The sequence below is a fragment of the Zavarzinia sp. CC-PAN008 genome (genome assembly GCF_051903925.1).
Classification (GTDB): domain Bacteria; phylum Pseudomonadota; class Alphaproteobacteria; order Zavarziniales; family Zavarziniaceae.
Map to the genome: position 1 here is coordinate 812857 of NZ_CP173678.1, position 18981 is coordinate 831837.

An 18981-nucleotide genomic window follows, 5' to 3' on the forward strand; every position below is an offset into this window, starting at 1 on the left:
CACCGCCCATCGAACGCACTGGCGGCAGTGAAGCCCGAGCGCTGCCCCAGGGGAAGGGCCAAGGCATGCGATACCGCGCACGGCGTCACCGGCAAGGCAATAACCCATCCGGTAATTGATGAACGTGTGGTCCTATTCACATCGTTCAGGGCGGGAATCCTGCACCATAGTGCATCGCACAACGGCCCGGACCACTGATTTCCAAGCCATGCAGAAGAGTTGGGGTGCACCCGCAAAAAATCTCTGCCTCATCCCTTGACGTGAATGAAACGAATATCATTTACTGTTCATCGTTCAGGGGTGAACCCCACAGGGCCGATGGGCGGCCCGGAAGCCCCGGACGGTAACGGAGAACAGTCATGGCCCGGATCGCAGCCTTCTCGAACGGCAACGTCGTCGCGCGCTTCGCCCAGATCGTGGTCGGCGCCTATGCGTTGCTGGTGGTGTCCCAGTTCGTCGCCGTCGCCGCCGTCTGAAGACGCGAAGCGACGGTCTGGTCCTTTGAGGGAGAACGACAATGACCCGGTTGCACGACCGCCTGAGCGATGGACTGGCCAAGGTGTCGGCCGTCGTCCTGGTGACCTACGCGGCGGCGGTCCTGGCGCTTTACGCAGGCGTCCTGAGCCCCAGCCTGATCTGACGCACACATGCACAGCCGGGGCCTACCCCACCCCGGCCGATCCGCTGCCGGCGCCGCCGCCCCTTCCCTGACGGCGCCGGCAGCGGATCAAGCCTTCCCAGGGGACGGGCCGCAGATGCCCGGATGAGCCTGCCCGGTCAGTGCTCCAGAACATCGTCCTGGCCCACCTGTTGGGGCCGATCCATCACCATAAGACACGCGTGGCCTCGCCGCTGCTCCACCGCTGCGCATCGGAAACGAGCTGAAATCGGCGCCGTTACGCCTTTGGCCGCAGGCGCTCGGGGACGCCGGGGCGCAGGATGGCGCCGGGATCGAGCGGCCAGCGGGCACGCGGTGCGATGTCCAGCGGATCGGTCAGGCCCGCGGCAAGGCGCTCGTGACCGGCCCAGGCGATCATCGCCGCGTTGTCGGTGCACAGCTTCAGCGGCGGCGCCACCAGGCGCTGGCCCTGGCTGTCGGCAAGCACCCCCAGCCGCGCGCGCAGCACCTGGTTGGCGGCGACACCGCCCGCCACGACCAGCGGCATGGGGCCGGCCAGCGCCATCGCGCGCGCCGTCCGGTCGACCATCACGTCGGCCACGGCCGCCTGGAACGACGCCGCGACGTCCGCCTGGTCCTGCCCGGACAGGGGGCGCATGCGGTCGACCAGTTGCCGCACGGCAGTCTTGAGGCCGGAGAACGAGAAGTCGGGTTCCGCCCGCCCCAGCAATGGCCGCGGCAGGTCGAAGCGCGTGGCGTCGCCGTTGCGCGCGGCGCGCTCGACCGCGGGACCGCCAGGAAAGCCCAGGCCCAGGATCTGCGCCACCTTGTCGAAGGCCTCCCCGACGGCGTCGTCCTGGGTGGTGCCCAGGCGGCGATACTGGCCGACGCCCTGCACGCGCAGCAGCTGGCAATGCCCGCCAGAGACCAGCAGCAGGAGGTAGGGAAAGCCGATCGGCTCGACCAGCCGCGCCGTCAGGGCGTGCCCCTCCAGGTGATTCACCGCCAGCAGCGGCAGGTCATGCACGGCGGCGATCGCCTTGGCCGTGACCAGACCCACCATCACGCCGCCGATCAGGCCCGGACCCGCCGTGGCCGCGATCGCCGCCAGATCGCCGAAGCCGACGCCGGCCGTGGCCAGCGCCCGGGCGATCAGGCGGTCCAGATGTTCGACATGCGCACGCGCGGCGATTTCCGGCACAACGCCGCCGAACGGCGTGTGCTCGGCCACCTGGGACAGGACTTCGTTGGCCAGGATGTCGCGGTCGCCGGAGACGATGGCCGCGGCCGTCTCGTCGCAACTCGTCTCGACACCCAGGACAAGGGGTGCTTTGGTCTTCACGGCGCAGCCCCTACACCCGTCGCCGCATGGGTGCAAGGACGCACACTTGCAGGAAGAACAGAGCATTGCCCGATCGTTCCCCTCATGACCGTCTCCTGATCATCGGCAGCCGCGGCAGCCCGCTGGCCCTGGCCCAGAGCGTGATGGTGCGCGACGCGCTGATGGCGCGGCACCCCGGCCTTCAGGTCGAGATCCAGACGATCAAGACCAGTGGCGACCGGATCCAGGACCGCACCCTGTCCGAGGTGGGGGGCAAGGGCCTGTTCACCAAGGAGATCGAGGAGGCCCTGCTGGCCCGCACGATCGACCTGGCCGTGCACTCGATGAAGGACATGCCGACCGTCCTTCCCCCGGGCCTGGAACTGGTCGCCTTCCTGGAGCGGGAGGACCCGCGCGACGCCCTGATCGGGCCCGGCATCCAGTCCCTGGCAGGCCTGCCGGCCGGCACCGTCGTCGGCACCGCCTCCCTCCGGCGGCAAGCGCAGGTCCTGTGCCGCCGCCCCGACCTGACGGTCGTTCCCCTGCGCGGCAACGTGCAGACCCGGCTGGCCAAGCTGGAGCGGGGCGAGGTGGGCGTGACCCTGCTGGCTCTGGCCGGGCTGAAGCGCCTGGGCATGGCCGAGCGCGCCGATGTGGTCCTGGAGCCGGACGAGATGCTGCCCGCGGTGGCGCAGGGCGTCGTCGGCATCGAGATCCGCAGCGACGATGCCGTGACCCGTGCCCTGGTCGAGCCGCTGAACCACGGTGCGACCGAGATCGTCCTGCGGGCGGAGCGTGCCCTGCTGGCGGCGCTGGACGGGTCGTGCCGCACCCCCATTGCCGGGCTTGCGGTGCATGACGGGTCGGGCGGCCTGAGCCTGAAGGCCGCGATCTATGCAACCGACGGCCATGCCTTTGTCGAGACGGTCCGCCTGGGCCATATCGACGATGCCTCGGCCATGGGGCAGGACGCCGCGGCGGAACTGCGCGCGCGGGCATCCTTCGCCTTCGCCGGCTGATCCCCGGGCCTGCCCGTGCGCCTGCTGGTGACGCGGCCGGAGCCCGACGGCTCACGCCTGGCCGAAGGCCTGCGCGCCCGCGGGCACCAGGTCGTGCTGGACCCGCTGCTGGACATGGTGCCGGTCACGGCCGATCCCGCCTGTCTGGCCGGCGTCCAGGCGGTGCTGGCGACCAGCGCCAACGGCGTGCGCCACCTGGCCCGGCTCAGCCCCGACCGTGCGCTGCGTCTCATGTGCATCGGCCCCGCATCCGCCCGGATCGCGCGGGACCTGGGCTATGCCCGGGTCGAGCATGCGTCTGGCGACGTCGCCAGCCTGGCCGACCTGGTGACCGCGCGGCTGAGCCCCGATGACGGACCCATGGTGCACGCGGCGGGATCGGTCCTGGCCGGCGACCTGGCGGCGATGCTGCGTGCGCAGGGGCACGACGTCCGCCGCGTCGTGTTGTATGACGCACAGCCCGCCGACGCCCTGGCGCCGGCGACGGAAGCGGCCTTGCGGGGGGGAACCCTGGATGCCGCCCTGTTTTTCTCTCCCCGGACGGCGCGCACCTTTGTTAGCTTGGCGCGGGCTTCCGGAGTGGAAGGACCTTGCGCGGAGGTGGATGCCCTGTGCCTCAGCAACGCCGTGGCCGCCGCCCTCGACCCGGTTCCGTTCCGGGCGGTGCGGGTGGCCGCGCAGACGACGACCGCAGCCCTGCTGGCCCTGCTGGGGATCGGGGACCTGGACTGACTCCGGGCCCGGATCGCGGCACGTCGCCCATGGCCGCACCGTCTGACGCAGATCATGACCTGTCGGGAGTAGGATCCAGCATGCCTTCCGGAACGACCCAGCCCGGCGGCCCGGCGGCCGAACCGGATTTGCCGGACGTGCAGCCCGCTCCGCTGGCCGACGTGGACTCCACCACGGCTCCCGAGGGCGCCGAACCGGGCACGCCCGCGATCACGGAGCCGCTGGCCGACCCCCAGGCCCTGGGGCCAGAGGCCGTGCCGCCGATCCAGCCGCTCCCCGAGGAGGCACCGGGGAGCATCGCAGCCAAGGCCACGGCGGCGTCGCGCAACGATGGTGGTGGCTATGCCGCCCTGGCGGAACGCACGGCGCCGGCACCGCCGTCGCGCCTGGCCGTTGGCCTGTCGCTGCTCGCCCTGGCGGTGGCGCTTGGCGTTGGCGGGGCAATCGCTGGCGGTCTCCTGAAGCCGGTGCCCCCGGCCGAGCTGCTGGCCGCCAACGAACGCCTGGGCGACCTGACCCAGCGGCTGACCCGCGCCGAGCAGAAGCTTGCCGCGCTGGAGGACCGCACCCCCCTGCCCGCGACGGCGACGACCTCGCCCACGGCCACGACGCCTGCCGCGACCGATCCGGACCTGCTGCGCCGCCTTGCGGCGCTGGAGGCCCGCCTGGCCGAACCTGCCCCGCCCCCGCCCCCCGACCCGCGCATTGCCACACTGGAGGAGCGGGTGGCACCGCTTGAGCAGCAGTTGCCCCCTTTGGCCCAGCGCATCGCGCCGCTGGAGGAGCGCCTGGCTCCCCTGGAAGAGGGGCTGCCGGGGCTGGAGGAGCGCGTGCAGGGCCTGGCGACGCGGCTTGACGCCATGGGCCAGCCTGCCCGCGTGCAGGACCTGGACCGGGTGCAGGAGGCGATGGCCGCGCGGATTGCCGCTCTCGATCGGACGCTGGCGGTGCAGGATGACCGCCTGGCCGCCGCCAACCAGGGTGCCGCCCTGGCCCGCCTGGCGGCCGCCGCTTCTGGCCCCGCCCCCTTCGTCGCGGCCCTGGACGCGGCGCAGGCGGCCTTTGGCGATGCCGCGCCCGACCGGGTCAAGGCCGCCCTGGCGGCCGCCCGTCCCGCGGCGGAAGCGGGCGCCCCGCCCCTGGCCCAGCTGCGCGCAGACTGGCCGGCAACCGTCGCCGCAATTCGCAATGCGCAGGCGCCAGCCGACCTGGGCGAGCGCCTGACCGATGGGCTGGGCGGCCTGATCACCATTCGTCGCACCGATGCGGGAGAGGCCGCGGGCGATCCCGTGGTCGCGGCGCAGGCGGCGCTGGAGGGCGGCGACCTGCGCGCCGCCCTGGACGCGGTGGACACGTTGGACACCGCCGCCGCCCAGGCCGCCGCCCCGTGGCGCGCCGCCGCGGGCCGCCGCCTGGCGGTCATGGACGCAACGGCGGCGCTGCAGCAGGCGCTGGCCGCGTCGGAGGATGCCACGCCCGACGGCACTGGGCCTGGGGAGACCGGTCAATGACCCGCCTGCTGTTCTGGTTCGTCGTCGTCGTCCTGATCGCGCTGAGTGCCGCCCTGCTGGCCGACAATCCCGGCCGCGTCGTCGTCGACTGGCAGGGTTGGCAGGTCGAGACCAATGTGGGTGTGGTCGCGGTGGGCTTCCTGCTGGGTGTCATCCTGCTGGGCGCGCTGGCGACCGCTCTGCGCGCGCTGCTGCGCGGGCCGCGCACCTGGCACCGCTGGCGCCGCCGCCAGGACCAGCGCCGGGGCGAGCGCGCCCTGGTCGATGGCCTGTCGGCCCTGGCCGCCGGCGACCTGAAGGAAGCGCGGGCCCGCGCGGACGAGGCCAAGCGCCTGCTGGGCAATCCCCCCGTCGCCCGCCTGCTGGCCGCCCAGGCCGCGCAGCTGTCCGACGAGCCCGAGATCGCGACACGCGAGTACGAGGCCCTGCGCCAGGCCAGCGCCACGGAGTTCCTGGGCCTGCGCGGCCTGATCGCCCAGGCCCGCCGGCGCGGCGATGACGAGACGGCGCTGGCCCTGGCAGAGCGCGCCGGCACCTTGCGCCCCCGCTCGGCCTGGAGCACGGGCGAGCTGTTCGCCCTGCAGGCAGCACCCGGCCACTGGCACGAGGCGGAGCGCACGCTGGAGCGTGCGAGGCGCCGGCAGAGCCTGCCGGCGCAGGACGTCCGGCACCGCCGCGCCATCGTCCTGCTGGGCCGGGCCCGCGACTGCGCTGGCGTCGGACTGATCTCGGATGCGCTGACCCTGTCGCGCCAGGCGCTGGACGTCGAGCCCGACCTGGTTCCCGCGGCCTTGCTGTCGGCGCGCCTGCTCGGCGAACAGAAGCGCGGCCGCAAGGCGCAGAAGGTGCTGGAAAAGGCGTGGCGGGCCGTCGGCCATCCCGAACTGGCCGCCGCGTGGCGCGCGCTGGGCGATGACGAGGCCCCGGTGGTGCTGCGCCTGGCGCGGATGCAGGCCTTCGCCTCGCTGCGTCCCGACGATCCGGAGGCGACGCTGGTCCTGGGCGAGGCGGCCCTGGCCTGGGGCGATTTCGAGCGGGCGCGCCGCGAGCTGGAAGCGGTGGAGGCCAGGCGCCCGTCGCCCCGCCTGTACCGCCTGCTGGCCGAGCTGGAACGCCAGGAGCGCGACGACACCGTGGCGGCCGCCCATTGGCTGGCGCGCGTGGCGACGGCACCGCCCGACCCGCGCTGGGTCTGCCAAGCCTGCAACCATGCCGAACCGGCCTGGTTCTCGCACTGCCCGGCCTGCCAGGCCTTCGGCAGTGCCACATGGACCGTGCCCACCGCGCAGGGCGAGCTGCTGCCCATGGACCCGCTGCTGCTGGTCCCCGGCACGCCGCCCAGCCCGCCCGGGGCGTCCGCCGCGCCGCGCCCCGCGTCCATGCCACCGCCGGGCAGCCTGTCGACCGGACCGGCCTGATGCCCGATCTCCCGGTGGCGCCAGGTGGGGGCGCCGCCTGGCAGCGCGTCACCGCCGTGATCGTGACCCACGACAGCGCCGCGGTGATCGAGCCCTGCCTGCAGTCGGTCGCCGGCATCGGCCGGGCCATTGTGGTCGACAATGCCAGCACCGACGACACGCGCGCCCGGGTCCAGGCGGCCGGTGCCGAACTGGTCGCGAGTGCCGTCAACCTGGGCTATGGCAACGGCGCCAACCTGGGCCTGGAGCGGGTGACCAGCGATTTCGCCCTGCTGCTCAATCCCGACGCGGTGCTGCTGCCCGGCTGCCTTGAGGCGCTGGTGGCGGCCGCCGATCGCTGGCCGGAAGCTGGCATGGTCGCGCCTTCGGTGCGCGACGCCCAGGGGCGGCTGGTCCTCGCCCACGATGTGGGCCTGCTTGCGCGGGGCCGCCACCGGGGGACGGAGGGGGCGGTAGCGGCGGATGGCGACCTGTGTACCTGGTACCTGTCGGGCGCGGTCAGTCTGGTCCGGCGCACGGCGCTGGAGCGCGCGGGCGGCTTCGATCCCGCGCTGTTCCTTTACTTCGAGGATGACGACATGTGCCTGGCGCAGCGCAGCGCGGGCTTCAGCCTGGTCGTGACGCCCCAGGCCGAGGTGATGCACCTGGGCGGCGCCTCCGCCCCCGCGACGCTGGCGCGGCATTGGCTCAAGAACTGGCACTATGCCTGGTCCGAGCTCTATGCCACCCAGAAGTGGCAGGGCCGCGCCGCCATGCATGCCCGCGCGCGCAGCGGCATCGCCCGCACCGTGCCAAAGCTCGTCGGCCATGCGCTCAGCTTCCGCGGGCGCAAGCTGGTGCGCGACGCGGCGAGCCTGTGCGGCATGCTGGCCTACCTGGCCGGCCGGCCCGCCTCGCCCACCACGCGACGCGCCCGGCCGGAAGCGCCCGTGGCCACCCGCGCGCCGGCCTGACCCGGGCATGGGCCTGCGCAAGCTCCTGGGGCTGAAGACGCCGTTCAACCGCCGTCGCGTGGCCCTGCCCCCGCATGTCACGGTGGGGCGCCATACCTATGGCCACGTCTTCGGCACGTTCGTCCGCCCCAGCGCCGCAGCACCCATCGATGTCGGGGCCTTCTGCTCGTTCGGGCCTGAGGTCCTGCTGTTCGGCGCGGCCGACCATGCGACCGACCGGGTCGCGACCTATCCCTTGCGCACCAACCTGTGGGCACCGCCGGGCCAGAACACCGACGCGGTCACGCGCGGGGGCGTGGTCATCGGCGCCGACGTCTGGCTTGGCGCCCGCGCGCTCGTCCTGTCGGGTGTCACGGTCGGTCCGGGTGCCGTGATCGGCGCGGGCGCCGTCGTCACCCGCGACGTCGCCCCCTATGCCATCGTCACCGGCAACCCCGCCCGCCAGGTCCGCCTGCGTCTGCCCCCCGAACTGGTCGCCGGTCTGCTGCGCATCGCCTGGTGGACCTGGCCGGACGAGCGGATCAGGGCGGCGGAGACAGCCTTCTATGGTCCGGTCGCCGAGTTCGTGGCCCGCTTCGACCCCGGCCCCGCCTGAGCCCCGCGCCAATGACCTTGCAACCCGCCGCCGCTGGCGCTATGGTCCGCGGCCTTCGGGACCCCCCGCGCTGCCGCCTTAGCTCAGGGGTAGAGCAACTGATTCGTAATCAGTAGGTCGCAGGTTCAATTCCTGCAGGCGGCACCAGCGATTTCCAGAATCTTGATTCCGGACCGGGCTGCGGGATGCGGGCGATTTCGAACAGATGCTGCGCGGAGCGGCGTTCCTCGCTAGGCTTGGCCCATGGCTGAGGCTTTGCACGTCTTCCTGTTCCTGGCGGCGTTCGTCGCGATGGAAGGGTTCGCCTGGCTGATGCATCGCCATGTGATGCATGGCGTGCTGTGGACCTGGCATCGCAGTCACCATGAACCGCGCACCGGGCGCCTGGAACGCAACGACCTCTTTGCAGTGGTCTTTGCCCTGCCGTCGATCCTGCTGATCTATCTGGGGTTTCACGTCTCGCCCTGGTTCCTGGGGCCGGGGCTGGCCACGGCGGCCTATGGCGCCGTCTACTTCCTGTTCCATGACGGGCTGGTGCATCGCCGCTTTCCGGTGCCCATCGCCGGCACGTCCCCCTTCTGGGCCCGACGGATCGAGGCCCATCGCCTGCATCATGCGGTGCGTACCCGGCAGGGCTGCGTCTCGTTCGGCTTCCTGTGGGTGCGCCCGGTGGCGGCGCTGCGCGCCGAGCTGGACCGGCGCCGCGTCGCCGTGGGCGAGCCCGCGGAATGAGGCGATCCGCCAAAAGGCCGGTGAACCGCCGCGCACTGCGACACGTAGACCACTGGCGCGCGATGGGCGCCGGTTGAGCAATGGGCCCGGGCATGGATCTTGTGAGTGATGCTGCCCTGCGCCCCGCCCTGGTGCTCGACACGTCGGACTGGACGTCGATCCGGCGCGCCGTGAACGAGCGCCTGGCCGCGCTGCTGCCGCACCGCTCGCGCCAGCCGCTGCTGGATGCCGCTGTGCGTGCCGCCCTGCTGAGCGGCGGCAAGCGGGTGCGGCCGACGATGGCGGTGCTGGCCTGTGCCCATCATGACGGCCTGGGCGCGCGCGCCGTCGATTTCGGCTGCGCGGTCGAGATGGTGCACACCGCATCCCTGGTGCTGGACGACCTGCCCTGCATGGACGATGCGCACCAGCGCCGCGGCGCGCCGGCCCTGCACCGGGTCCATGGCGAAGACGTGGCGATCCTGGCGGCGGTCACGCTGCTGAACCAGGCGCATGTCGCCCTGGCCCAGGGCGGCGATCAGGCGCCCGGCGTGCAGCTGCGGCTGATCGGCGAACTGGGCGCCGCGATCGGCTTTTCCGGTCTGGCAGCGGGACAGGTGCAGGATCTGCGGGCGCCGGAACGGGCGCGCACCGAGCAGGGCCTGGCCGACCTGAACCACCTGAAGACGGGTGCCCTGTTCGTGGCGGCCCTGCGCGGCGGCGCCATGGTCGCGGGCGCCGATCAGGGCGGACTGGACGCGATGGAACGCTTTGGCCGCGCCGTGGGCTTTGCCTTCCAGCTGCAGGACGACCTGTTCGACGCCGTGGGCGATTCCGCCGCCATGGGCAAGTCGGTGGGCCAGGATGCCGGACAGCTCACCTTTGTCGACCTGTGGGGCGTCGAGCGCGTGGAGCGGGAGATCGCCCTGACCCTGGACCAGGCCGCCGCGGCGCTGGAGCCCCAGGGCCATGACAGCCCGCTGATGCGCTATGTCCGGTTCCTGTTCGCGAGGGCCGGTGCCGCAGGCTGAGCCGGCCGTCCCGCTCGCCCTTCAGCAGGTGGTCGCGCGCTATGGCGCACGGGTCGTGCTGCATGGCCTGGACCTGGTGCTGCATGGCGGGGAGGTCTACGCCCTGCTGGGTCCCAACGGCGCGGGCAAGTCCACGATCGCGCGCCTGGCCTGCGGCCTGCTGGCGCCGGCTGCGGGTCGGGTGCGGGTCCTGGGCCAGGATCCGCAGCACTCCGCGGTGGCGCGGCGGGCGATCGGCTTCGCGCCCCAGGAAACCGCCCTGTTCCCCAGCCTGACCATCCGGGAGAACCTGGAGACGATCGCCGGCCTGGCCCGCGTGCCGGCCGCCGCGCGCCGGGACGCCGTTGCCCGGGCGCTCGACCTGACCGCCTGCACCGCGCGCGGGGACGAGCGCGTGGGCCGCCTGTCCGGCGGCTGGCGGCGGCGCGCCAACCTGGCGGCGGCCCTGGTGCACCGGCCGCCCCTGCTGATTCTGGACGAGCCGACCGAAGGGGTGGACGCGACCACGCGCGGCGTCGTCGCCCAGGGCCTGCGCGCGGTGGTCCAGGCCGGCGCGGCCTGCCTGCTGGTCAGCCACGATGCCGCCTTTGTCGAGAGCGTCGCCGATCGCGTGGGCATCCTGTCCGCGGGCCGCATGGTGCGGGAGGGGGCCACGGCCGCCCTGCTGGCCCAGGCCTTCCAGGCGCGCCGGGTGCTGGTGCTGCGCCATGACCGGCCGCCCGCCGCCGCGGCCGCCGTCCGCCTGCGCCAGGCTGGCCTGGCGCCGGGGCCGGACGGCCTGAGCTGGAGCGGCCTGCTGGAGGACGCGGTGGGAACGGCCGCCACCTTGGCCCCCGGCGGGCCAGACGCGCCGGCGGAGATTGCCATCCGCGCGCCCGGACTGGACGACCTGGTGGCCGCCACATTGGCCACGGCCGAAGCGCCATGAGGGCAATCCTGGGGGCGCTGGCCCTGGTCTTCCTGCGCGACCGGGGCGGCCTGGTCCTGGCCTTTGCCCTGCCGCCGCTGATGTTCGTGATCTTTGCCGCCCTGTTCGGCGCCAGCACGCGGGGCGAGCTGGACCTCAGCATCGCTGCCGTCGACGCCACGGGGACCGCGCAAGGCGCCGCCCTGATGGCCGGCCTGGAAGCGCGCCAGGGCGAGCGCCTGGTGCGGTTGGCCGATACCGCCGCGGTCGACGAGCGCGTGCTGGCGGGCCGCGCCGACATCGGCATCGTGATCCGCGGTCCCCTGGGCGGTGCGGCCCCAGCGGTGGAGCTGGTCGTCAATCCCGGCCGGCCGGTCGCCGCGACCATGGCCCAGGGGCTGGTGCAGGAAGTGGCGAGTGGCCTGGGCGGCGGCGGTGGCCCGCCCCAGCCCGCCCTGACCGTGGCGCGCAGCGTGGGCAGCGGCATCGACACGGAGGCGACCTACTACGCGGGGGCGGTCAGCATCCTGTTCCTGCTGTTCAATGCGATCCATGTCGCGATGGCCGGGCTGGAGGAGCGGCGGGCCGGGCTCACCCACCGGCTGGCCCTGCTGGCGGGCGGGGTGGCGCCGCTGCTGGCCGGGCGCCTGCTGTGGCTGACGCTGCTGGGCACGATCCAGGCCGCGACGATCTTCGCCACCGCCGGCCTGCTGTTCGATGTCCCCGTCCTGCCCGTCGGGCCGTTGCTGCTGGCGACGGCCATCCTGGCCGCGGCGGCCGCGGCGGCGACCGGGATGGCCCTGGTGGGGATCTGCCGCACGCGGGACCAGGCACAGCCCTTCGCCACCTCGACCGCGCTGGTTCTGGGCGCGCTGGGCGGCTCGATGGTACCGCGCTTCCTGATGCCGGAGGCGTTCCAGCGCCTGAGCTGGTTCACGCCCCATGCCTGGGTGATCGAGGCCTATCAGGCGATCTTCTGGCGCGGCAGCGCAACGCCCCTGGTGTGGACCGCGTGGGGCGTCCTTGCGGCGATCGCAGCCACCGCCTTCACGCTGGCCGCGATCGCCGAACGCCGCCGCCTGACCGCGTCGTAGCGCAAATCCCGCTTATGCTGGCGCCTGGCCAGCGTGCAGGGGTGCCAGGGGCCCGTCAGCAGGCATGCTGGACCGCAGTGCCGACTGCCCCTATAGCCCGTAGAGCTCGGCCTTCTTCAGGGTGTTGCGGACCAGGCGCAGGACGGCGACGTCGATCATCACGCCGTCTACCTGGACGGCGCCCAGGCCGCGGGCCTCGGCCTCGCGATAGGCCTGTTCCATCTTGCGGGCGCGCGCCACTTCCGCCGCGTCGGGGGAAAAGACGTCCAGCGCCGGGGCGACCTGGGAGGGATGGATCGCCCACTTGCCCACCATGCCCAGCGAACGGGCGCGCAGGGCCTCCTGCCGGTAGCCGGCCTCGTTCCTGAAATTGGCGTACGGGCCGTCGACCGCGTCGATCCCTGCGGCGCGCGCCGCCATCGTGATGCGGAAGCGGGCGAAGTGGAAAATGTCGCCGGGGTAGTTCCCGCTCTCGCCACCAATGTCCTTGGTATCGATCCCCTGGCTGCCCGAATAGTCGCCCATGCCGAAGACCAGGCATTCCATCCGGTCGGTGCAGGTGGCGATGGCCTCCACGTTCTGCAGGGCCTGGACCTCCTCGATCAGGACTTCGATCCCGATGCGGCGGTCCAGCTTCAGCTTCTTCTCAAGCTGGGTCAGCATGCGGTCCAGGAACAGGACGTCGGCCGCCGTGTACGGCTTGGTCAGCATGATCGTGTCGAGGTTGGTGCCCGCCTTCTCCACGATCTCGATGATGTCGCCGTGGCACCATTCGGTGGTCACGTCGTTGATGCGCACGCAGCGCGTCTTGCGCCCCCAGTCCAGGTTGTTGAGCGCCCAGGCGATCTTGCCCCGCGCCTCGACCTTGGCGGATGGGGCAACGGCGTCCTCCAGGTCGCAGAAGACGTGGTCGGCCTGGGACTCCGCCCCCTTCTGCAGCATCTTCTCGCTGCTGCCGGGCACGGAAAGCTGCGAACGGCGCGCGCGCTGGGGGCGGGTGGACATGCGGTTCCTCCGGTTCGGTTTGGCGGCCACCCTGGCGCTGTGGACGACCGCCGGGCAAGGGCCATCTCACCCGCCGGATCATCCATCACCAACATGATGATCAGGCGGGCACGACCCGCAGCAATGCAGCGCCCTCCGTCACCTGCTGGCCGGCCACCGCGTCAAGCGCCTCGACATGGCCATCGAAGGGGGCGAGGAGGGCGTGTTCCATCTTCATCGCCTCCAGCACGGCGAGCGGCTGGCCCTTCTTCACACGGTCCCTGAGCGCCACCGCGACCGACAGGATGCGCCCCGGCATGGGCGACAGGATCAGGCCGTCGGCCGCATCGCCGCCCTCCCCCCCGTCATCGGCGCGCGCCGCGGACAGGGCGAAGGCGTCGCCCTCCTCGAACACGACGAGGCGGCTGCCCTGGCGCAGAACGGTCAGCGCCGACGCCGCGGGCTGGACCGATACGGCATGGGCACCGTCATCGGCCGCGACACGGATGACCGGGGTCGGCGCGCTGTTGACGCGAAACCCGGGCAGCGCTGCCCAGGGCCCGGCGGCGCGCGTGGCGCTGTCGGCCAGGATCGCCTGGGCCGCCGCCTGGAGCACCGCGAGCGACGCCACCGGCTTCGGCGCCAGGGCCTCCCGATGCCGGTCGATGAAGCCGGTATCGACGCGGGCCGCCAGGAACTCCGGATGGTCCAGGGCCCGCGCCAGGAAGGCGGCATTGGTCCGCACCGGCCAGACTTCGACCCCGCGCGCAGCCTGCGCCAACTGGCGGGCGGCGCCCCGGCGGGTGGGCGCATGGACGATCAGCTTGGCGATCATGGGGTCGTAGTGGGGCGTGATCTCGCCCCCCTCCTCGACCGCACTGTCCAGCCGGAGGCCGGCGCTCGGCACGCGATACCGCTCCAGGCGCCCGGTGGAGGGCAGGAAGCCCCGCGCCGGGTTCTCGGCATAGAGCCTGGCCTCGATCGCGTGGCCGCTCCTTGTGATCTGGTCCTGGGCCAGCGGCAGGGGCTCGCCCGAGGCCACGCGGATCTGCCATTCGACCAGGTCCAGGCCCGTGATCGCCTCGGTCACCGGATGCTCGACCTGAAGCCTGGTGTTCATCTCCATGAACCAGATGCGATCGGCGCGCAGCCCCTCCGACGCGTCGGCGATGAACTCGATCGTGCCCGCGCCGACATACGACACCGCTTGGGCGGCGCGCACGGCGGCGGCGGTGACGGCATCACGCGTCGCCTCGTCCATGCCGGGGGCGGGGGCCTCCTCGATCACCTTCTGGTGGCGGCGTTGGAGCGAACAGTCGCGCTCGAACAGGTGGACGACGTTGCCGTGCGCGTCGCCGAAGACCTGGACCTCGATATGGCGGGGCTTCTGGACATAGGTCTCCAGGAGGACGCGGTCGTCGCCGAAGGCGCCCGCTGCCTCGCGCCGGCAGGAGGCGAGGCTGGCTGCGAAGTCCTCCGCCCGGTCGACCTTGCGCATGCCCTTGCCGCCACCGCCGGCCACCGCCTTGATCAGGACGGGATAGCCGATCGCATCCGCCTCCCGCGACAGGCGCGCGTCGGACTGGTCGTCGCCCAGGTAGCCGGGCGTGGTGGGAACGCCGGCCGCCGCCATGCGCGCCTTGGCTGCGTCCTTCAGGCCCATGGCCAGGATGGCGTGCGGCGGTGCCCCGATCCAGGTCAGGCCTGCGTCCGTCACGGCCTGGGCAAAGCCGGCATTCTCGGACAGGAAGCCGTAACCCGGATGGATCGCGTCCGCGCCCGTCGCCTTGGCCGCTTCGATCAGGCGGTCCTGCACCAGGTAGCTCTCGCGCGCCGGCGCCGGGCCGATGGCGACCGCGGCATCCGCCTCCTGCACATGGGGGGCCGTGGCATCGGCGTCGGAGAAGACGGCCACGGTGCGGATGCCAAGCCGGCGGGCGGTGCGGATGATGCGCCGGGCGATCTCGCCCCGGTTGGCGATCAGGATGGTGTCGATCATGGCCGCCTCACATGCGGAAGACGCCGAAGCGGGCGTCGGGAATGGGGGCGTTGAGGGCCGCGGCCAGGCCCAGGCCCAGCACGTCGCGGGTCTGGGCGGGATCGATGATGCCGTCGTCCCACATGCGGGCGGTGGCGAAGTACGGATCGCCCTCGCGCTCGTAGCGCTCGCGGATCGGCGCCTTGAACGCGGCTTCCTCCTCCGCCGGCCAGGTGCCGCCCTTCTGCTCGATGCCGTCGCGCTTGACCGTCGCCAGCACGCTGGCGGCCTGCTCGCCCCCCATGACCGAGATGCGCGAATTGGGCCAGGACCACAGGAAGCGGGGGCTGTAGGCCCGGCCGCACATGCCGTAGTTTCCGGCGCCGAAGCTGCCGCCGATCAACACCGTCAGCTTGGGCACGTTGGCGGTGGCCACGGCGTTCACCATCTTGGCGCCGTCCTTGGCGATGCCGCCGGCCTCGTACTTGCCGCCGACCATGAAGCCCGAGATGTTCTGCAGGAAGACCAGGGGAATCTTGCGCTGGCAGGCCAGTTCGATGAAGTGCGCGGCCTTCAGCGCGGACTCGCTGAACAGCACGCCATTGTTCGCCAGGATCGCCACGGGAAAGCCCCAGATATGGGCAAAGCCCGTCACCAGGGTGGTGCCGTACAGGCGCTTGAACTCGTCGAACTCCGAACCGTCGACCAGTCGGGCGATCACCTCCCGCACCTCATAGGGCGCGCGGACGTCCTGGGGCACGATGCCATAGAGCTCGGCCGGGTCGTATGCGGGTGCAACGGGTTCGGCCATGGCGAGCGGGAAGCGCTCAGCCCGGCCAAGCCGCCCCACGATCGAGCGCACGATCTCCAGCGCGTGCGCATCGTTGGCGGCCACATGGTCGACCACGCCGGACTTGCGCCCATGGGTGTCGGCGCCGCCCAGGTCCTCGGCCGAGATCACCTCGCCCGTTGCCGCCTTCACCAAGGGCGGGCCGCCCAGGAAGATCGTGCCCTGGTTGCGGACGATCACCGTCTCGTCGCTCATGGCCGGGACATAGGCACCACCGGCGGTGCACGAGCCCATGACACAGGCGACCTGGGGAATGCCCAGCGCACTCATGTTGGCCTGGTTGTAGAAAGTGCGGCCGAAATGGTCCCGGTCGGGAAAGACGTCGGCCTGGTGGGGCAGGTTGGCGCCACCGCTGTCGACCAGGTAGACGCAAGGGAGGCGGTTCTGCAGGGCCACTTCCTGTGCGCGCAGCTGCTTCTTCACGGTCTCCGGGTAATAGGCGCCGCCCTTGACCGTCGGATCGTTGACGATCATCAGCACCTCGCGCCCGGCCACGCGGCCGATGCCGGTGATGATGCCCGCGCCCGGTGCCTCGTCCCCGTGCAGGCCATGGGCGGCCAGGGCCGAGAATTCCAGGAACGGCGCACCGGGATCGAGCAGGTGCTCGATGCGGTCGCGCGGCAGCAGCTTGCCGCGCGCGACGTGGCGCGTGCGGGCGGATTCCGGGCCGCCCAGCGCGGCACGGGCGGTGTGTGCCCGCAAGGTGTCGACCAGGGCACGGTTGGCGGCGTCATTGGCGCGGAAGGCGGCAGCCCCCCGGTCCACGTTCGTGGGCAGGACGGTCATCTGGCTGCTCCTACATCGCCATGAGTTCGCGGCCGATCAGGTAGCGGCGGATCTCGTTCGTGCCGGCCCCGATGTCATAGATCTTGGCGTCGCGCAGCAGGCGCTCGACCGGGAAATCCTTGAGGTAGCCGGCCCCGCCCAAAGCCTGGATTGCCTCGAGCGAGGTCTTCACCGCGTTCTCGGACGCCAGCAGGATGGCGCCGGCGGCATCGAAGCGGGTGGTCCGCCCGGCATCGCAGGCCCGCGCCACGGCGTAGACATAGGCCCGGGCGGAATTCAGGGCGACGTACATGTCGGCGATCTTGCCCTGCATCAGCTGGAAGCTGCCGATGGGCTGGCCGAACTGCTTGCGCTCGCGGACATAGGGCAGGACCACGTCCAGGCAGGCCTGCATGATGCCCAGCGGCCCGCCCGCCAGCACGGCACGCTCATAGTCGAGGCCCGACATCAGGACCTTTACCCCGCCGTCCAGGGGACCCATCACGTTCTCAGCCGGTACCTCGCACTCCTCGAACACCAGCTCGCCCGTGTCGGAGCCGCGCATGCCGAACTTGTCGAGCTTGGGGCTGACCTTGAAGCCGGCAAATCCGCGCTCGATCAGGAAGGCGGTGATGCCGCGCGGGCCGGCATCGGGTTGCGTCTTGGCATAGACCACCAGCGTGTCGGCGTGCGGCGCGTTGGTGATCCAGAACTTGGTGCCGTTCAGGACGTAGCGGTCGCCCCGCCTGTCGGCGCGCAGCTTCATCGAGACGACGTCGGAGCCCGCCTCCGCCTCCGACATGGCCAGCGAGCCGACATGCTCGCCGCTGATGAGCCTGGGCAGGTAGCGGCGCTTCTGGTCCTGGGTGCCCCAGCGGCGGATCTGGTTCACGCACAGGTTCGAGTGCGCACCATAGGACAGGCCGACAGAGGCAGAGGCGCGGCTGACCTCCTCCATGGCGACGACGTGATCAAGGTAGCCCAGGCCCGAGCCACCCCATTCCTCCTCGACCGTGATGCCATGCAGGCCGAGCGCGCCGATCTCTGGCCACAGGTCGCGGGGGAAGGTGTTCTCGGCATCGATCGCGGCGGCGCGGGGCGCTATGCGGTCGGCGGCGAACCGTCGCGTCGTCTCGCGGATCGCGTCGGCTGTCTCGCCCAGGTCGAAATCGAACGTCGGCGCATCCATGGCCGGCCCTCCCTTGTGCGCGTCCCCCGCGGTCGAACAAGAATTGGTCGACCGTCCGTTTCATGAAAGAATAGCCGAACACGACGGGGCTGCAAGCGGGCAGGACAATGGGGCGCAAGGTCGGCTCTGACGGAGCGCGGACGCTGGAAGCGATCCGCCAGGCAGCAACCCGGCTGATCGCCCGCCACGGCTTCGAGGCGATGAGCCTGCGCCAGCTGGCGCGGGAGGTCGGGCTGCAGACGGGCGCCCTGCACCGCTATTTCCCCAGCAAGACCGACCTGCTGAAGGCGCTGATGGTCGATCACCTGGAGGCCCTGCTGGCCGGCTGGGCGGCCGAGAAGCCGCACGGTGCCGAGCCGCTGGCAGCCCTCCACGCCTTCTGCGCGTTCCACATCCGCACCCATGTCGAGCGGCGGCTGGAGGTGTTCGTCGCCAACATGGAGCTGCGCAGCCTGCCCGGTGCCGATTACCAGCAGGTGGTGGCCCTGCGCCGTCGCTACGAGGCGGCTTTGCGCGAGATCCTGGAGGCAGGGGTCGCGGCCGGCACCTTCCGCCTGCCCGACGTGCACGTGGCGTCCTATGCCGTGCTGGCGCTGCTCACCTCGGTTGCGACGTGGTACCGCGAGGACGGACGGTTGTCGCAGGGCGAACTCACCGACATCTATACGGCACTGGTGATCGAGGGCGTGGGCCTGCAAGGGCCCGCGAAGACATAATGGAGCATGGCGAGGCGGAAGGCCCGGCCCGGCGGGCGGCAGCGACGGCGGCGATCCGGGCGCGGACGGGCATCGACAATCCGATGATCGAGCGTCTGGTGCGCAGCTTCTATGACCGCATCCGCGCCGATGCGGTCCTGGGTCCGATCTTTGCCGCGCGGATCACGGACTGGGAGCCGCATCTGCTGACCATGATGCGCTTCTGGTCGTCGGTCGCACTGCTGACGGGGATCTATCACGGGCAGCCCATGCCGAAGCACGCGGTGCTGCCCATCGACGCGGCGCATTTCGACCGCTGGCTGGCGCTGTTCCGGCAGACCGCGCGCGAGGTCTGCCCCCCGGCGGCGGCCGATCACTTCATCGAGAAGGCTGAGCGCATCGCCGAGAGCCTGGAACTGGGCGTGGCCCTGACCCAGGGCACCCTGTTGCGCAAGGGCGAGCGTTTCGTGCGCGAAGACCCCGCGCCCGCGGCCTGAGCGCGCCTGGTGGCGGAGCGGTCACACCGCCGTCACGCCGCGGGGCCAGCGGGAAAGATGTGACAAGCACCGGGCCTGTCGGCATCGCACATCGTCACCAGTTCGTTATGTA

The 18981-nt window shown here is 71.9% G+C and carries 18 protein-coding genes and 1 tRNA gene; 14 read left to right on the top strand and 5 right to left on the bottom strand.

Going from position 1 to position 18981, the window contains the following annotated elements; translation table 11 throughout:
- The first annotated feature begins 517 nt into the window (after positions 1-517).
- Positions 518-640, top strand: coding sequence for a hypothetical protein (locus ACI6GS_RS03980; RefSeq protein WP_439816484.1), 123 nt, complete (start codon positions 518-520; stop codon positions 638-640).
- 256 nt (positions 641-896) lie between these two features.
- On the opposite strand, the gene tsaD is transcribed toward ACI6GS_RS03980, so the two are convergent.
- Positions 897-1961, bottom strand: a complete 1065-nt coding sequence (gene tsaD / locus ACI6GS_RS03985) for a tRNA (adenosine(37)-N6)-threonylcarbamoyltransferase complex transferase subunit TsaD (RefSeq protein ID WP_439816485.1) — start codon at positions 1959-1961, stop codon at positions 897-899.
- A 65-nt stretch (positions 1962-2026) separates the two neighbouring features.
- Here tsaD and hemC point away from each other — a divergent pair, with 65 nt between their 5' ends.
- The 11 genes from hemC to ACI6GS_RS04040 all read left to right on the top strand — a co-directional run bounded on the left by hemC (position 2027) and on the right by ACI6GS_RS04040 (position 11911).
- Positions 2027-2959, top strand: coding sequence for a hydroxymethylbilane synthase (hemC, locus tag ACI6GS_RS03990; protein WP_439816486.1), 933 nt, complete (start codon positions 2027-2029; stop codon positions 2957-2959).
- Between the two features lie 15 nt (positions 2960-2974).
- Entirely contained in the window at positions 2975-3691 is a 717-nt protein-coding gene (locus ACI6GS_RS03995) for a uroporphyrinogen-III synthase (protein WP_439816487.1), read from the top strand.
- A gap of 80 nt (positions 3692-3771) precedes the next feature.
- Positions 3772-5202, top strand: a complete 1431-nt coding sequence (locus ACI6GS_RS04000) for a hypothetical protein (protein ID WP_439816488.1) — start codon at positions 3772-3774, stop codon at positions 5200-5202.
- Positions 5199-6620 carry a heme biosynthesis protein HemY gene (locus ACI6GS_RS04005; RefSeq protein ID WP_439816489.1) on the top strand — a complete coding sequence of 474 codons (1422 nt, stop codon included), beginning with the start codon at positions 5199-5201 and terminating at the stop codon, positions 6618-6620. The genes ACI6GS_RS04000 and ACI6GS_RS04005 overlap by 4 nt, the downstream gene beginning before the upstream one ends.
- Entirely contained in the window at positions 6620-7573 is a 954-nt protein-coding gene (locus tag ACI6GS_RS04010) for a glycosyltransferase family 2 protein (RefSeq protein WP_439816490.1), read from the top strand. The genes ACI6GS_RS04005 and ACI6GS_RS04010 overlap by 1 nt, the downstream gene beginning before the upstream one ends.
- A 7-nt stretch (positions 7574-7580) precedes the next feature.
- The gene (locus ACI6GS_RS04015) at positions 7581-8168 is read left to right on the top strand and encodes a CatB-related O-acetyltransferase (protein ID WP_439816491.1); all 588 of its coding nucleotides are present in this window, start codon (positions 7581-7583) and stop codon (positions 8166-8168) included.
- A gap of 72 nt (positions 8169-8240) precedes the next feature.
- A tRNA-Thr gene (locus ACI6GS_RS04020) sits at positions 8241-8315 on the top strand.
- A gap of 96 nt (positions 8316-8411) precedes the next feature.
- Positions 8412-8900 carry a sterol desaturase family protein gene (locus ACI6GS_RS04025; RefSeq protein WP_439816492.1) on the top strand — a complete coding sequence of 163 codons (489 nt, stop codon included), beginning with the start codon at positions 8412-8414 and terminating at the stop codon, positions 8898-8900.
- A 92-nt stretch (positions 8901-8992) separates the two neighbouring features.
- Entirely contained in the window at positions 8993-9910 is a 918-nt protein-coding gene (locus ACI6GS_RS04030; protein WP_439816493.1) for a polyprenyl synthetase family protein, read from the top strand.
- A complete protein-coding gene (locus tag ACI6GS_RS04035; RefSeq protein WP_439816494.1) occupies positions 9897-10838 on the top strand; it encodes an ABC transporter ATP-binding protein in 942 nt (313 codons plus the stop codon). The genes ACI6GS_RS04030 and ACI6GS_RS04035 overlap by 14 nt, the downstream gene beginning before the upstream one ends.
- On the top strand, positions 10835-11911 hold the full coding sequence (locus ACI6GS_RS04040; protein WP_439816495.1) for an ABC transporter permease: 1077 nt from the start codon (positions 10835-10837) through the stop codon (positions 11909-11911). The genes ACI6GS_RS04035 and ACI6GS_RS04040 overlap by 4 nt, the downstream gene beginning before the upstream one ends.
- Positions 11912-12001: 90 nt before the next feature.
- Here ACI6GS_RS04040 and ACI6GS_RS04045 read toward each other — a convergent pair whose 3' ends face one another.
- The 4 genes from ACI6GS_RS04045 to ACI6GS_RS04060 all read right to left on the bottom strand — a co-directional run bounded on the left by ACI6GS_RS04045 (position 12002) and on the right by ACI6GS_RS04060 (position 17677).
- A complete protein-coding gene (locus tag ACI6GS_RS04045) occupies positions 12002-12916 on the bottom strand; it encodes an HpcH/HpaI aldolase/citrate lyase family protein (RefSeq protein WP_439816496.1) in 915 nt (304 codons plus the stop codon).
- Positions 12917-13016: 100 nt separating this feature from the next.
- On the bottom strand, positions 13017-14894 hold the full coding sequence (locus ACI6GS_RS04050) for an acetyl/propionyl/methylcrotonyl-CoA carboxylase subunit alpha (protein ID WP_439816497.1): 1878 nt from the start codon (positions 14892-14894) through the stop codon (positions 13017-13019).
- Between the two features lie 7 nt (positions 14895-14901).
- On the bottom strand, positions 14902-16509 hold the full coding sequence (locus tag ACI6GS_RS04055) for a carboxyl transferase domain-containing protein (RefSeq protein ID WP_439816498.1): 1608 nt from the start codon (positions 16507-16509) through the stop codon (positions 14902-14904).
- Positions 16510-16519: 10 nt separating this feature from the next.
- Positions 16520-17677: an isovaleryl-CoA dehydrogenase gene (locus tag ACI6GS_RS04060; protein WP_439816499.1), complete on the bottom strand. Its 1158-nt coding sequence runs from the start codon at positions 17675-17677 to the stop codon at positions 16520-16522.
- Positions 17678-17784: 107 nt separating this feature from the next.
- On the opposite strand from ACI6GS_RS04060, the gene ACI6GS_RS04065 reads away from it, so the two are divergent.
- Both ACI6GS_RS04065 and ACI6GS_RS04070 read left to right on the top strand, forming a co-directional pair.
- A complete protein-coding gene (locus ACI6GS_RS04065) occupies positions 17785-18393 on the top strand; it encodes a TetR/AcrR family transcriptional regulator (protein WP_439816500.1) in 609 nt (202 codons plus the stop codon).
- Positions 18393-18869 (top strand): group III truncated hemoglobin, encoded by a 477-nt coding sequence (locus ACI6GS_RS04070; RefSeq protein ID WP_439816501.1) that lies wholly within the window; start codon positions 18393-18395, stop codon positions 18867-18869. Before ACI6GS_RS04065 ends, ACI6GS_RS04070 begins: the two co-directional genes overlap by 1 nt.
- Positions 18870-18981: the final 112 nt, after the last annotated feature.

Excerpts from the sequence above, each read along its gene's own strand:
- ACI6GS_RS03980 (WP_439816484.1), top strand. The coding sequence starts at position 518 with ATGACCCGGTTGCACGACCGCCTGAGCGATGGACTGGCCAAGGTGTCG.
- ACI6GS_RS04000 (WP_439816488.1), top strand. The coding sequence starts at position 3,772 with ATGCCTTCCGGAACGACCCAGCCCGGCGGCCCGGCGGCCGAACCGGAT.
- ACI6GS_RS04005 (WP_439816489.1), top strand. The coding sequence starts at position 5,199 with ATGACCCGCCTGCTGTTCTGGTTCGTCGTCGTCGTCCTGATCGCGCTG.
- ACI6GS_RS04010 (WP_439816490.1), top strand. The coding sequence starts at position 6,620 with ATGCCCGATCTCCCGGTGGCGCCAGGTGGGGGCGCCGCCTGGCAGCGC.
- ACI6GS_RS04015 (WP_439816491.1), top strand. The coding sequence starts at position 7,581 with ATGGGCCTGCGCAAGCTCCTGGGGCTGAAGACGCCGTTCAACCGCCGT.
- ACI6GS_RS04025 (WP_439816492.1), top strand. The coding sequence starts at position 8,412 with ATGGCTGAGGCTTTGCACGTCTTCCTGTTCCTGGCGGCGTTCGTCGCG.
- ACI6GS_RS04030 (WP_439816493.1), top strand. The coding sequence starts at position 8,993 with ATGGATCTTGTGAGTGATGCTGCCCTGCGCCCCGCCCTGGTGCTCGAC.
- ACI6GS_RS04040 (WP_439816495.1), top strand. The coding sequence starts at position 10,835 with ATGAGGGCAATCCTGGGGGCGCTGGCCCTGGTCTTCCTGCGCGACCGG.
- ACI6GS_RS04045 (WP_439816496.1), bottom strand. The coding sequence starts at position 12,916 with ATGTCCACCCGCCCCCAGCGCGCGCGCCGTTCGCAGCTTTCCGTGCCC.
- ACI6GS_RS04050 (WP_439816497.1), bottom strand. The coding sequence starts at position 14,894 with ATGATCGACACCATCCTGATCGCCAACCGGGGCGAGATCGCCCGGCGC.
- ACI6GS_RS04055 (WP_439816498.1), bottom strand. The coding sequence starts at position 16,509 with ATGACCGTCCTGCCCACGAACGTGGACCGGGGGGCTGCCGCCTTCCGC.
- ACI6GS_RS04060 (WP_439816499.1), bottom strand. The coding sequence starts at position 17,677 with ATGGATGCGCCGACGTTCGATTTCGACCTGGGCGAGACAGCCGACGCG.
- ACI6GS_RS04065 (WP_439816500.1), top strand. The coding sequence starts at position 17,785 with ATGGGGCGCAAGGTCGGCTCTGACGGAGCGCGGACGCTGGAAGCGATC.
- ACI6GS_RS04070 (WP_439816501.1), top strand. The coding sequence starts at position 18,393 with ATGGAGCATGGCGAGGCGGAAGGCCCGGCCCGGCGGGCGGCAGCGACG.